The 14463-nt window shown below is 42.2% G+C and carries 13 protein-coding genes; 11 read left to right on the top strand and 2 right to left on the bottom strand.

Annotated features, from left to right (window positions below; genetic code table 11):
• Positions 1 to 74 precede the first annotated feature (74 nt).
• Both RDS42_RS01085 and RDS42_RS01080 read right to left on the bottom strand, forming a co-directional pair.
• Positions 75 to 866 carry an Rpn family recombination-promoting nuclease/putative transposase gene (locus RDS42_RS01085; protein ID WP_308781971.1) on the bottom strand — a complete coding sequence of 264 codons (792 nt, stop codon included), beginning with the start codon at positions 864 to 866 and terminating at the stop codon, positions 75 to 77.
• A gap of 89 nt (positions 867 to 955) precedes the next feature.
• Positions 956 to 1141 carry a flagellar export protein FliJ gene (locus RDS42_RS01080; RefSeq protein ID WP_308781970.1) on the bottom strand — a complete coding sequence of 62 codons (186 nt, stop codon included), beginning with the start codon at positions 1139 to 1141 and terminating at the stop codon, positions 956 to 958.
• A 235-nt stretch (positions 1142 to 1376) separates the two neighbouring features.
• On the opposite strand from RDS42_RS01080, the gene mgtA (RDS42_RS01075) reads away from it, so the two are divergent.
• The 11 genes from mgtA (RDS42_RS01075) to RDS42_RS01025 all read left to right on the top strand — a co-directional run bounded on the left by mgtA (RDS42_RS01075) (position 1377) and on the right by RDS42_RS01025 (position 14459).
• On the top strand, positions 1377 to 4040 hold the full coding sequence (mgtA, locus tag RDS42_RS01075; protein ID WP_308781969.1) for a magnesium-translocating P-type ATPase: 2664 nt from the start codon (positions 1377 to 1379) through the stop codon (positions 4038 to 4040).
• A gap of 14 nt (positions 4041 to 4054) precedes the next feature.
• Positions 4055 to 4558 carry a winged helix-turn-helix domain-containing protein gene (locus RDS42_RS01070; protein ID WP_004223723.1) on the top strand — a complete coding sequence of 168 codons (504 nt, stop codon included), beginning with the start codon at positions 4055 to 4057 and terminating at the stop codon, positions 4556 to 4558.
• 167 nt (positions 4559 to 4725) lie between these two features.
• The gene (locus RDS42_RS01065) at positions 4726 to 4965 is read left to right on the top strand and encodes a conjugal transfer protein (protein ID WP_308781977.1); all 240 of its coding nucleotides are present in this window, start codon (positions 4726 to 4728) and stop codon (positions 4963 to 4965) included.
• A 15-nt stretch (positions 4966 to 4980) separates the two neighbouring features.
• The gene (locus tag RDS42_RS01060) at positions 4981 to 5292 is read left to right on the top strand and encodes a DUF3784 domain-containing protein (RefSeq protein WP_055151546.1); all 312 of its coding nucleotides are present in this window, start codon (positions 4981 to 4983) and stop codon (positions 5290 to 5292) included.
• 165 nt (positions 5293 to 5457) lie between these two features.
• A complete protein-coding gene (mgtA, locus tag RDS42_RS01055) occupies positions 5458 to 8223 on the top strand; it encodes a magnesium-translocating P-type ATPase (protein ID WP_308781968.1) in 2766 nt (921 codons plus the stop codon).
• A gap of 12 nt (positions 8224 to 8235) precedes the next feature.
• Complete coding sequence (locus RDS42_RS01050; RefSeq protein WP_092072782.1) at positions 8236 to 8415, top strand: hypothetical protein; 180 nt, start codon at positions 8236 to 8238, stop codon at positions 8413 to 8415.
• Between the two features lie 294 nt (positions 8416 to 8709).
• On the top strand, positions 8710 to 9354 hold the full coding sequence (locus RDS42_RS01045; RefSeq protein ID WP_308781967.1) for a single-stranded DNA-binding protein: 645 nt from the start codon (positions 8710 to 8712) through the stop codon (positions 9352 to 9354).
• A 99-nt stretch (positions 9355 to 9453) separates the two neighbouring features.
• A complete protein-coding gene (locus RDS42_RS01040; RefSeq protein WP_308781966.1) occupies positions 9454 to 10239 on the top strand; it encodes a hypothetical protein in 786 nt (261 codons plus the stop codon).
• Positions 10240 to 10250: 11 nt separating this feature from the next.
• The gene (locus RDS42_RS01035) at positions 10251 to 12068 is read left to right on the top strand and encodes an AAA family ATPase (protein WP_308781965.1); all 1818 of its coding nucleotides are present in this window, start codon (positions 10251 to 10253) and stop codon (positions 12066 to 12068) included.
• Entirely contained in the window at positions 11956 to 12333 is a 378-nt protein-coding gene (locus RDS42_RS01030; RefSeq protein ID WP_225084396.1) for a helix-turn-helix domain-containing protein, read from the top strand. Before RDS42_RS01035 ends, RDS42_RS01030 begins: the two co-directional genes overlap by 113 nt.
• Complete coding sequence (locus RDS42_RS01025; protein ID WP_308781964.1) at positions 12330 to 14459, top strand: nitric oxide reductase activation protein NorD; 2130 nt, start codon at positions 12330 to 12332, stop codon at positions 14457 to 14459. Before RDS42_RS01030 ends, RDS42_RS01025 begins: the two co-directional genes overlap by 4 nt.
• Positions 14460 to 14463: the final 4 nt, after the last annotated feature.

Below are 14463 nucleotides of genomic sequence, written 5' to 3'. Positions count from 1 at the left end.
TTCTAAATATATCAGAAGCGGATATGCTATTTTCACATATCCGCTTCTATTATACTTTTTATCTACTCACACTTTTACACTGTTCGTTTTTCTTTTAGTTTTTTTACTTCTTCAAGAGAAAGGCCGGAAATGTTTGCAATTTCTTCTAAAGCATATTTCCCAGCTGCCAGCATACGAAGTGCTACTTCTTTTAAAGAATCTTTTCTCATATCTTCCATTACTTTACACATAACTGCAATTCCCTCCTTACTTTCTTTGAAAAACCTTACTCGATCTGCCAAAACATCATAATACATATCTGATGGATTTGTACAAGAAAAATCATGCATTAATCTTCCGATAGGTGATTCATCACGATACGCACCATTTACATATAAAATATGCGAACCATCATCAAAGCTTTCTCCCGTTTCTAAAAAACAACGTTCAATACGATATAACGGTTGTCCTTTCCCTATAACATCATTCTCTGTAATAAAAACCACAAATGTCTCAGGAAGAACCTCAAAATCCTCACCCTTTTCAAGAAGATTTGCATCCATCATACTACTGTTGTAACGTGCCCTTTTTCTTCCTGCCCCTTTGTCAGCACGTTGAATTTCTATATTAAATTTATGTCCAACACTATTCGTTGCTAATACATCCAACCTTACAGAACGGTTCAATAAATTCTCCACAAATACCTGTGTACGGACATCTACAACCTTTAGATCTTGCTTATCCAATACAATCTGCAATATCAATTCAATACATTCTGTATCGCCCTCAAAACATTTTGTAAAAAAGTCATCATCCAGCAAGCGAAAACCTCTAAGCCGCTGCAAATCTTCTTGGTGTTTTCGATCTATCTCTTCCGTTACAGTCAAACCTATCACCTGCTTTCTTCACTATCTTTATATGTTCATACTACCATAAGTGTTCCTTCTTTTCAAGTTGGTGAGTCATGGATAAAAATTTATACCTTAATTATCTCTTTATCTGTTTTCAAATATCTCATAACTTCATCAATGGTTTTCCCAGATGCTATCAAAGCCTTAAACAATTCATCTTTCTGCTTCTCTTCTATCTTTTTTCGAATCTCTTTTGCTTTATGACGCAATTCCTTCAAATCGGACTCTTTTGTACGAATCTCCTGTTCCACATACTCCAGTTACTCTTCCAAAGATGTGTTTTCCAGTTTTTTTCGTCTTGCCATAATGCATCCTCCTAATAATTTTTCCTCATTCTACCACATTTTACCGATTCTGAAAAGGTCGTAGCGTTTAGAATAAATCCCTCCATTGAATCGCAAGAAAAAAGCAAGAATATAAATCTGTTATTTTCACAACTCTATGTTAAAATGTTCTTACTCATACTACGAAAGGAGGAACCTATTTTTGTCGAAAGCAACACTATTTGACAGCCGTATCAAAAAATACGCTTACTGTAAGCCGCCAGAAATCTGCCGGGATCTTGGTACATCTGCCCTTGGACTATCCAAAGAACAAGTCGATACAATGCGGGAAAAGTATGGTAAAAACAGTTTTCAGGAACGTAAAACAGATACCACTATCCAGCGATTGCGGCGAGCGTTTATTAATCCATTTCATGTGATCCTATTTATTTTAGGTATTGTTTCTCTTGTCACCGATGTTTTTATGGCCTCTAATTTTACACGGAACGCTACTACTGCCCTTATCATTTTTTCCATGATCGGAATCAGCGGTATCATCCGTTTGATTCAGGAGCTGCGGGCGAAAAGCACCGCCGCACAGCTTGACCGTTTGATTCACGAAAAGGTTACTGTAAGACGGAATGGGGAACTACGGGAAATCCCCGGTGAAGAATTAGTGGTAGGCGATCTGGTTCTGTTTTCTGCTGGTGATCGTGTTCCAGCGGACATCCGGCTGACAAAGGTAACCGATTTATTCATTTCCCAGGCCGCTATCACTGGAGAAAGCGCCATTTTGGAAAAAAGCTGCCGTACACTTTGTTACAAAGAACAGGAACCCATAACACAATTGGAAAATCTTGCGTTTATGGCAACCACAGTTATCAGCGGAAAAGGGGAAGGCATTGTGTTAGCTGTAGGAACGGATACACTGTACGGAGGATTTACCAAACCGGATTCCGAAGATAAAAATGCTTTTCAAAAAGGAGCCAATTCCATTGCCTGGGTCATGATCCGGTTTATGGCAGTTCTGGTTCCCATTGTATTTCTTATATTGGGAATCACAGGTGGAAAGTGGCTGGAATCCTTTGCATTCGCACTGTCTGTAGCGGTAGGGCTGATGCCGGAAATGCTCCCCATGGTCATCACTGCCTGCCTTGCAAAAGGAAGCCTTGCTATGGGTAAAAAACAGACCATCATCAAAGATCTGAACGCCATGCAGAGCTTTGGAAGCATGGATGTGCTTTGTATGGATAAAACAGGAACACTGACCAATGAAAGTATCCTGCTGGAATATTATATGGATATCCTGGGCAATGAAAATACTGAGGTCCTGGATCTGGCTTATCTGAACAGCTCCTATCATTCCGGCGTCCGTAATCCCATTGACAATGCCATTCTTGCCTGTAAATCCATGCCAGGCAGGGAAATCCATTATGCCAAGCTTCTAACAGAATATCAGAAGGAAGATGAAATTCCCTTTGACTATACCCGTAAGTTTGTCAGTACCCTTGTGCAGGACAGTACCGGAAACAGTCATCTGATTATGAAAGGGGATATTGCACACATCCTTTCCCGATGCAGTCATGTAGAATATCGGGGAACACGACTTCCCATGGAGAAAGATGCCAGACAAAGCGTATTTTCTGTGGTAGGGGAAATGCTGCAAGATGGGATGAAGGTTATTGCTGTGGCTCGGAAACATCTGGGAACACGAAAGGAAATCACACCTGACGACGAAAAGGATATGACTTTGGTTGGTTATCTGTCTTTCTTTGATGCCCCAAAACAGACGGCAAGCGAATCCGTAACAGCACTGAAGAGATTAAAAGTAATCCCGAAGATCCTGACCGGAGACCAGGCAGCCATTGCACTCTCCGTCTGCCGCAGGGTTGGAATCTCGGCGGAACATATCCTGACCGGCACTCAACTTGATGAGATGACAGACTGTGAACTGAAAAAGGTGGTAGAAGAAACCCATGTTTTTGCAGAGCTTACTCCCGGTCAGAAAGTGCGTCTGGTTTCTGCACTCAAAGAGAATGGTCATACCGTTGGCTTTCTTGGAGATGGGGTCAACGACATCCCGGCACTAAATGAGGCAAATGTGGGGATTTCTGTAGATACAGCAGTGGACGCTGCAAAAGATGCTGCTGATGTTGTATTGCTGCAAAAAGACTTAAATGTATTGGAGCAGGGTGTCCTGGAAGGGCGAAAAACTTTTACCAATATGCTGAAGTATATTAAAATCACTGCAAGTTCCAACTTTGGAAATATTTTTTCCATCATTTGTGCCAGTGCATTTTTACCGTTTCTTCCTATGACCTCCATCCAGATCCTGCTTCTGAATCTGTTATATGATACGCTGTGTATCGTACTTCCCTGGGACAATGTAGATGAGGAAGAAATACTGTCCCCAAGAGACTGGTCCGGCAAGACACTGAAACAGTTTATGCTTTCTTTCGGACCGATCAGTTCCCTGTTTGATATTGTGACTTTCCTGTTTTTGTATTATTTCCTATGTCCTGCACTGTGCGGAGGGACAACTTACCTGCAGCTTACTGATCCTTCCCTGAAACTTCAGTACGCTGCTTTATTCCAAACAGGCTGGTTTTTGGAGTCCATGTGGACACAGGTTTTGATCTTGCATTTCCTTCGTACTGCCAAAATTCCGTTTCTCCAAAGCAGGGCATCTGCACCGGTCATCTCTATCACTCTGGTAGGGATTCTTGCTTTTACAGCCCTTACGTTTACCAGCGGGGCATCACTGTTTGGACTGACAAAATTACCGCTTTGGTATTTTGCCTTTTTGCTGCTTGTGGCATTTTTCTATATGCTGCTAAGTTCCGTAACCAAATATTTTTATAAGAACAAATATCAAGAGTTGATTTAAAGGAGGCGTTCATGATGAAAAAGAATATCAGTTATATTCCCATGGATCATGCCCTTGAAATCTGGCTCTTGGAAAAATTATTAAGGGAACCGCCGGAAAGTGCTTATACAAAAGAGCTGATTTCCGGTATTCAGGACATGATAAGCGGTGAAGTATCCTCGCTGTTATTAGGAGCCTTAGAAGATACAGAGGTGGCTATTGGTGTACACTCGGATGAACTTCTGATCGGTGATCTGGAAATTCATCCAAGGAGCCGGAAAGTCCTGATGAAAGGTTCTGAAATCAGCCTGACACCAAAGGAATTCGATATTTTATATTTTCTTGCTAAGAATCGTGGAGAAGTATTTACAAAAGAACAGATTTATCGTGCAGTATGGGAGGAGGATTATCTTCTGGATAACAGTAACATCATGGCTTTTATCCGGAAACTGCGAAAAAAGATTGAACCTGCCCCGGATTCTCCCACATACATTTTAACGATCTGGGGGATTGGTTACAAATTTAATGATGAGTTATGAAAAAGGCGGACTGAGACCATTTTAGGTTCCAGCCCGTCTATTTTCTTGCCAAATCGCAAGAAAATCGCAAGACTTTAGCCATAGGATTCCCCTGCTGTTTTTTATATACTTTTCGTGGTCAAAGAAACGTATCCACAAATACGGTAATGATTCATACCAATTGGGAGGTGTTGCAATTGAAGCGAAAACGAAAAGATTTGAAAGGAGCAATCCTTTTTGCTCCCTACCCCATATTTACAGTCCTATGCAGCTATCTGGGCTGGCATTTCTCTGGATATAGAATGATTATCTTTCAGTTTTGGTATCAGGTAAGTGCTGTGGTCTGGGTTATTCTTGCTACCACCATGATTGTACTTATCACCAAACTTTTGAAACTGACAAAACGAAGCAACCGCTTCTATCACTAAAAGGAGGATCAGACAATGGACTTTACCTGCATTTTTTTTGGAATCCTATTTACCCTTGCCGGTCTTTGGTTTGCCTTTGGAAAAGGCTACCTTCATCTTTCCCTATGGAAAAATATGCCGCAAAAAGAGAAGGATAAACTCCGAATTATCCCTCTTTGCCGCAATATCGGAGGAATCATTACCTTAAACGGTGTCATCTTTCTGGTAAAAGGATTTTTGCCCTTATTTTCAAACCACTGGTTTGTATCTGCAATGATTGTATGGATGATACTTGCCGGCTTAGATGTCTGGTATATCGAAAAAAGCAACCGATACCGCAGACCGTAATTCCCATTGCGGTTTTACATAGATAGCTTTTAAAGATTGTGAGGTGAAAGACATGGACTCTGAAGGCAGTCCACGAAGGAAGAGAATATTGTATGAGTGTCCACAGATTCCGTGTCCCTCATATAATCTTCCTTGCCCCTACAAAAATTCAAGGAGGTAAGACCAATGAACAAAAAAGAAAATCGTATGGCTGTTCGCCAGACTGTAGAAAAGGCAGTCATCCGTGACGAACAGAACCGTCGCATCCAATCTGCAGCAACCAACCCGGTAAAAGAGGTTTTGAAAATCCTTCATACCACACTTAGGGGGTTAGAAGCAGATACCGTATCCGTAAACCGTTCCAAATACGGTACGAACAAAGTCACCCATGAAAAAAAGAAATCCCTGGCAAAACGTGTGGCGGGTGCATTTATCAACCCTTTTACTGCTATTTTATTTTGCCTTGCTTTTGTTTCCACGATTACGGATATGATTTTCCCGTATTTTTCACTCTTTGGAAGCGTACCGGAGGACTTTAATTTTTTGACAGTCGTTATCATTTTAACTATGGTATTTATTTCCGGTACCCTTCGCTTTGTGCAGGAATCCCGCAGCGGAAATGCGGCGGAAAAGCTGCTTGCAATGATCACAACGACCTGTACCGTCACCCGCATAGGGCAGGAAAAAACAGAGATACCCATGGATGACTTGGTGGTAGGTGATATTGTCCACTTATCTGCTGGGGACATGATTCCGGCGGATGTCCGTATCCTGGATGCAAAAGATCTATTTGTCAGCCAGGCAAGCCTTACCGGAGAAAGTGAACCGGTTGAAAAGCTCCCTCATGTAAGCCCACATAAGGACAGTGTAACGGATTACACCAATATTGCATTTATGGGCAGCAATGTAATCTCCGGAAGTGCAACGGCTGTCGTTATCTGTGTCGGTGATCATACGCTTTTTGGCTCTATGGCCGCTGCTGTTGCCGGAGAAGCTGTGGAAACCAGTTTTACGAAAGGTGTCAATGCTGTGTCATGGGTACTGATCCGTTTTATGCTGGTTATGGTTCCGCTGGTATTCTTTGTGAATGGCATTACAAAGGGGGATTGGCTGGAGGCTTTCCTATTTGGGATTTCCATTGCAGTAGGACTCACACCGGAAATGCTTCCGATGATTGTAACCACCTGCCTTGCAAAAGGCGCTGTTTCCATGAGTAAAAAGCAAACCATTGTAAAAAACCTCAATTCCATTCAGAATTTTGGTGCTATGGATATCCTCTGCACAGACAAGACAGGGACACTGACACAGGATAAGGTGGTATTGGAATATCATCTCAATGTAAATGGAGAAGATGATACCAGAATCCTTCGCCATGCCTATCTGAACAGTTATTTTCAGACAGGATATAAAAATCTCATGGATCTGGCTATTATCCATAAAACAGAGGAGATGGAAGCGGCAGATAAACGTCTGATTGACCTGTCCGAAACCTACGTCAAGGTGGATGAGATTCCCTTTGACTTTAAACGCCGCCGTTTATCCACTGTGGTACAGGATAAAAACGGAAAGACACAGATGGTAACAAAAGGTGCTGTGGAAGAAATGCTTTCGATCTGTAGCTTTGCAGAATGTGACGGGCATGTACAACCTCTGCGTGATGAAGTGCGGAGCCGGATTTTGAAAACTGTAGATGGATTAAATGAAAAAGGCTTTCGTGTTTTGGCTATCGCCCAAAAGAGCAATCCATCTCCAGTGGGAGCTTTTGGTGTCAAAGATGAATGCGATATGGTGCTGATTGGTTATCTGGCATTTTTAGATCCGCCGAAAGAATCTACTGCCGATGCTATCCAGGCATTGAAAAACCATGGGGTCCTTACCAAAATCCTCACAGGCGATAATGAAAAAGTAACCCGGACCATCTGTAAACAGGTCGGGCTGAAGGTCCGCAATATGCTCCTGGGTTCTGATCTGGAACACATGAATGATGCGGAACTTGCCAGGGCGGCAGAAACCACCGATGTCTTTGCGAAACTGACACCGGAGCAGAAAGCCCGTATTGTTTCTGTTCTTCGTGAGAATGGTCATACCGTTGGATTTATGGGTGATGGAATCAATGATGCTGCTGCCATGAAGTCTGCGGACATCGGCATCTCCGTAGATACAGCGGTAGACGTGGCAAAAGAATCGGCAGACATCATTCTTTTAGAAAAAGATCTGATGGTTTTGGAACAGGGTATCATTGAAGGACGGAAAACCTATGCCAATATGATCAAATACATCAAAATGACGGCTTCTTCCAATTTTGGAAATATGTTTTCTGTGCTGGCTGCTTCTGCTCTTCTGCCATTCCTGCCAATGGAAAGTGTACATTTGATTTTCCTGAACCTGATCTACGACCTGTCCTGTACAGCAATCCCATGGGACAATGTAGATGAAGAGTTTATTGCCAAACCACGGAAATGGGATGCCTCCAGTGTAGGCAGTTTTATGATCTGGATCGGACCAACCAGCTCCATCTTTGACTTTACCACTTACATTTTCATGTACTTTGTATTCTGCCCGTTCTTTGTATCCAAGGGTATCCTGTTCAATGACCTGCCGGCTCATTTTAGTGGAGCAGAGCTGACGGCGATGCAGACACAGTATATCGGAATGTTCCAGGCTGGCTGGTTTGTAGAATCTATGTGGAGCCAGACATTAGTAATCCACATGATCCGTACACCGAAGCTCCCATTTATCCAGAGCCGGGCATCTGCTCCTGTGACATTGCTTACAATGACAGGGATTACGATTCTAACCGTCATACCATTTACGATATTTGGAAAACTTCTTGGGTTTGTGGCACTGCCAGCAGCATACTTTGCATATCTGCTTCCGTGTATCTTATTGTATATGGTTTTGGCAACAAGCTTGAAAAAGGCTTATGTCCGTCACTTTGGCGAATTGCTTTAAGGGGGTGTAACAATGAACTGGAAAGAACTTTGGATGACACTTTTTGGAACTACAGAATGGCTTGGCCTGAACATAGGATTCTGGGTGGCTTTAGCTGCCGTATTACTGATTGTAATTCTTATGAACGTCCTATTTTGGTCTATGAAGCCGAAAACAGACACCAAAAACTGTCCTAATAAAAAAGAGGCATAAAAAAAGCAGGGGAGATACACAAATTTTCGTGGAGTCTCCCCTCATGTATTTTCTTTCAGTGCAACACAATATACTGTATTTTTATTATTGACCTTCACTATATCTTGTGTTACTATAATATTGTATTTAAGTTTTGTGTTATCCCTTTATAGGGTGTCTGGATACTATCTCCAGTACACATGCAGTTTAAGTTGGAAAATCGTGTCATTATAATGCCGTTTTATACGGTGCTATAATGGCACTTTTTTTATTTATCACTATTTTATCGCCCAAAGGGCAGAAAGGAGAATTTTTATGTCATCTATTATCATTGTAACAGGAAGGGTAACTGCCGATCCGGTTATGCAACAAGCAAAGAACTCCGGAACTGAATACATCAGTCTGGGTCTTGCTACCAACCAGAGAGGTCAAAACGGAAAGGAAGAACCCATCTTCTATCAGTGTTACTGCAACAAGTTTCTTGCAGATCGACTGATAAAAGCCGGTGTCAAAAAATCAACGTGTCTCATGGTCTACGGAGATTTAGAACTCCATCCGTATATTCACCAGAAAGGCAATAATGCAGGTCAAGCAGCTATCACGCCGCAAATTATGGTAAAGGACTGGCAGTTCTTACCTGCGAATCGTAATGATACCAATGCAGCAACACCTGTACCGGGTAATCCAATGGTCGGAAATCCGAATGTTCCACCAGTACCAGCAAACGGTGCTACTTATAATGGAAACCCGGCAATGGGAATGAATCCTTCCGGTACCATGCCTACTGGCGCAATGCCAGTCAATAACAATATGATGCCACAAGCCGCACAACAGATGTCTTATGCTCCGGCAGGGGGATCGGCTTATGCACCACAGGGATTTACGGCTGGCAATGTGTCTGGTGATGGGTTTACCAATATTCTGGAAAACACACCACCACAGCAGCTTCCATTCCCGTAAATGATCAAAGGATCCCTAAAATGAAGGAATTGCCACTTTCCAGTATCTACTGGTCTGCTGCAATTCCTTTTTCTATTAAACAAACATGGAGGAAACAAAATGAATACACAAAAAAAATTTCTTAAAGTTCTAAGTATCATCACAATAGTTTTATTAATTGCAACGATATTTATACCAGGAAATGGAAATCGTAATGCAGTCGCAGGCATTGGAATTCTTGGTATCCTGCTGCTATTCCTTTCCACACTTCTTCCAAAAATCCAGAAGCTGACTCTAAACCGACTCAAAGACCAGGGCAAAACAAGCTCTTGTTCTTCTTTGAAATCCTCTGAGCCGGTTTCTGAAACAGAAGAATTGCTCTGGAGACAAATCAGCTATCAAATTACAGACAAACTACAGTCCGCATTTCCAGATGCGACATGGGAATTCCAGAAACAGCCTTCCATGAAGTACCTTCTTTCTGGAAATCCTATACGCCTGAGAACCTTTCATACAGGGGACTACAACTTTGCCGAAGCACGTATGAACCAATATGGATATCTGGAACTTCAAATGCTGACCATTGCCAGCCTTAAAAAGGCTGTCACAGCTACCGATGAGGAAGATGTTCCTTCTGCTGATCCGGAATCATGGTATTCTTTAATCGGCAAGAAAAAGCTTGAGAACCTTATCGGTCAGCTCCATGCAAAAGGACACCATAAACTCTATATTAATGAAAACGGACAAATTTACATCCAAAATGGTGATACAGCGGAAATCAAGGATTGCTTTGATTATTTCCCGCCACGAAACTATTGGGATGTTCTCATTTCCATCTTCCAAAAAGATGAATTGACTGCAAAAGAAAAGGATCATGCTCTCGAATTATCCTGGGTGAAAGAATAGGAGGAAATCTTATGGCAAATGTAAATTTTTTTCCAAAATGGGCTTTTGAACGGCCACTGCCAAAACCTTTTGATTGTTATTCCGGACGTGATGCCATTTTTAAAGGCATTTCTTCCAAATACTGCATTCAGCCAAGAAAGCAAGCTACTCTCCATTCTGCTACTTTACAGGCAGTTTTTTCCTATATGGATTTGGAAAATCCACCTGCTGGAAAAGCAGAGGAAGAACTCGGAGCCATTGGAAGCCAAGCAAACAATTTTACAATCGCAGAATATCCAAGCCGTACCGGGTTGCTGCATGTAGTGGTCTACAACCGTATGACTGGGAAATTTATAGCCGGAAAATATGAAAAACCTTTGGATCTGGACAGTAAACCAGAGCCATATCAGTTTAAAAAAGATGAAGATTCCGGAAGTGCTCTTTATTTTGCTTTAATGCCTACGTTTCTTTCTGATGACGAATTCAATGAAAAATATCAGGAATTAAAGCAACACCGTGATGACGGTTTTCCTGACCTGCCCAAAGCTGCAGAAACGGCTGCGGTTCTTTGTGATAACGTGTACCGCAGGATCCGTTATGGTGATTCCCTTCCTATCGGGAACATCAAAGTTGACACTCCTGCAAATGGCGTGCTCCAAAGACTTACACCACTGAACATCCAAAAAGGTGTTTATGCACCAACGGAAATTATCCAGGGTGCCTTTCAGGTATTAAAAGGTGGACATCACTATACTGCTTCCGCCGTTTCAATTCCCAAAGAAGATTTTGTCGATAAATACATCCTGTCCAATTCTCGGACATTAACTCCCCAAGAAGAATCAACCGTTCCTATTCTCGAAGATTGGTATGTAATCCCAAAAGAAATCCAAAGAATATGCGAACATGCCAAATTAACAACTGACAGCAAGCATCCTATGCGGAATTTTATGCTCCGTGGGCCTGCTGGAACGGGGAAGACCGAAGGTGCCAAAGCTATTGCTGCAGGACTTCACCTGCCTTACCGATGCATCACCTGCTCGGCAAATACAGAAATTTTTGACCTTCTTGGACAGATTTTACCTGATGTAGATGAAAAACAGCTTTCTTTGGTAGGGGAACTTCCCTCCTTTCAAGACATTACCCTCGATCCGGCTACTGCCTATGAAAAATTAACGGGTACTTATGATGAAAAGGTATCAGAAAATACAGTTTATGAAGAATTGATCCATCATATATCTGAGGAAATGAAGCAGAAACAAGCTGCTACCTCCAGCAGCCAACAGTTCCGCTATGTGGATACACCACTGGTTGAAGCCATCCGAAACGGCTATCTGGTAGAAATACAGGAGCCTACGGTGATTGCCAATCCTGGTGTACTGGTAGGGCTTAATTCCCTGTTGGACCGTTGTAACAGCGTATTTCTGCCAAACGGGGAAGTCATCCATCGGCATCCGGATACTACCATTGTAGTCACAACTAATCATGACTATGCCGGCTGTCGTCCCATGAACCAGTCTGTCATTTCAAGGATGAATATGGTCATAGATATGGATGAACCGGATGAAGAGACCATGGTAGAGCGTGTTCTTGCTATTACCGGATGTTCCGATAAAAAATCAGTACGTACCATGACACAGATTGTACGTTCCATCGCACAGTATTGTCAGGATAACCTGATAACAGATGGCTGCTGTGGAGTCCGGGAATTAATAGCCTGGGTTCAGTCTTTTATGGTATGTGGCGATATACAGGAAGCTGCTCATTATACCATTTTATCTTCCGTCACTGCCGATTCTGAAAGCCGTATCGAAATTGAAGGTTCTTGCTTGGATACAGTTCTTGCATCATAACACACTATTGAGGAACACCTTTTATACCGAAGCCGAACTACGCAAAACTCTGGCAGAAAATCTCGTTTATTTAAGAAAATCCAAGCAGACGAAACTCTCTCAGAAAGCCGTAGCAAGACTTCTGCATCTACCGGAAAAAACAATTATGAACTATGAAAATGGGCATACGCTTCCATCTGCTTACGCCGTCTTTCGGTTAGCCCAGTATTACGGCTGTACAATGGAAGATCTCCTAACCCAAAATATGAAAAAGAAAGAAAGGTGAAGAAATTGAATAACACTCAAAAAGCTTTAAAAAGAATGATCCGGGATACGGAGTCAAAAATCACTGATGAAGAACTCTTTCTTTCATCGGCTTTCCAAAAATACCAAACATCTCTGGCGAAAGCGGCTACTGGCCGTTCTCGCTATGGACTTCAGGTTCTTATGGAATGGGACAGTTCTGAAAATGCAGACATCGCTTATACAGATAATTATAGAATTCACTGTAACGCTGCAAACCCGATAACCCAAAGCTTTCCTTCCCGATTTCTACGTTCACAAAGCCTGACAGGATTGACCGGACATGAAATCGGACATCTGCGTTACTCTGATTTTGCATCACTACAGCTTTATCTGGCCAATATGGAAAATGGTTCCTTCTATCCAGAAGCACCAGACAATCTGCCTTCTGGATACAAGGCAAATCTGCAGGACATCTTAGATGCCATGGAGGAAAAAGATAACGCAACGTGTCTGACGCTATCCCGCTGTGCTGCACAGTTTAATAATATACTGGAGGACATCTACATTGAAGCCCGGATGTGTGAAGAATATCCCGGAACTTTCAAGCAGGGAATACAGATCAATAACCTGCGGATGTCTGAATTGATTCCTTCTATACAGGAACAAATTGATTGTGGCTATCAGCCGTTTTCCATCATGAGTAATTTAATTTTGTCTTATTGCCGGACTGGTAATATAAATAACCGCACGAATTATTCTGGAGAATACACAGACACACTTTCAGACTGTATGGATTATATTGACGATGCCTTAATTGCCACACAGGGGAAAGAACGCTTCCGTGCTTCCAACTATCTTTTAGTACTTTGTTGGAACTATATTCAGCCTATAGTAGAGCAAACCAGAGAGTCTTTAAAAAAGCAGGATAGTACCCAAGTTAGCGACGCTCTGGAAAATCTGCTGCGGAAAGAATCAGGTAGCGGATCTCCTCTTCCAACTGGTAAAAACGGAGGAATCCCCAAAAACATTCCAGGTCCTACAGAAAAATCAAAAACTCCTATAACCTGTGACTTATCTGGTCTTGATCCGAATTACAGGCAAGATGCGATTAACCAGGCAGAAAAAGTACTGCAGGAAGAAGGAGGCAGAATTGATCTTGCTAAGACTACAGCAATATTAGATGGAAATAATCCAGGAATCACATACGCATCACAGTATGTCGGTTCCGGTTATGAAAATGCAGCGAATGATCTTGCACGCATCCTAAATGATGTTGCTACGGAAAAAGCCCAAAATGATTATGAACAGGAATTAACAGAATACTTGCAAAAATCGGCGGATGAAATACATTATGGAAATGCCCATGCAGGCATCCATGTAACAATCCACCGCATCAATCCAGTTTCCGACTTTTTTATCAAATCTTATCAAACAGTTGCTTCCCCTCTTTTGCGGACCTCCAAACGGCTGCAAAGCTCCATTCTTCCTTTATTAAAAGAAGAAGCAGAAGGCGGGAAACAAAAAAACCTGTTATTTGGTAAAAGGCTGGATATGCGGGCTTTACACCGAAAGGACGGCGGTATCTTTACCAGAACCAGGCTTCCGGATGAAGAACAAAAACTTTCCGTGGGACTTTTGGTTGATGAAAGTGGTTCTATGGGCTGGGGAGATCGTATTACCCATGCCCGGAAAACTGCAATCGTACTATATGATTTCTGTACGAGCCTTGGAATTCCTATTACCATTTATGGGCATTCTACAGATTCCAAGGGTGTTGCTTTGTATTCCTATGCTGAATTTGATTCTCTGGATGCCTCTGACCGTTACCGGCTGATGGATATGTCTGCCCGTAATGGCAACCGGGATGGAGCTGCACTTCGTTATGTTGCGGAACACCTGGCAAAGCGTCCAGAATCACAAAAACTCCTCATCATAATCTCTGACGGACAGCCCGCAGATTGTGGGTACAGTGGTACGGAAGCAGAAGCAGATCTTCGTGGCATCAAGAATGAATATCGTAAACGTGGCATTGTAATCTTTGCTGCAGCAATTGGTGATGACAAAGAAAACATCCGCAGAATCTATCAGGATGTTTTTTTAGATATTACCAAATTAGAAGATTTACCCAAAAATATGACACAGCTTGTAAAACAATATTTGAAATAGAAAG

Origin of the sequence: uncultured Blautia sp., assembly GCF_902497045.1 — a bacterium.
GTDB lineage: Bacteria > Bacillota > Clostridia > Lachnospirales > Lachnospiraceae > Blautia_A.
Note: the sequence above shows the minus strand (reverse complement) of the source record. Positions and strands in the feature narration are given on the sequence as shown.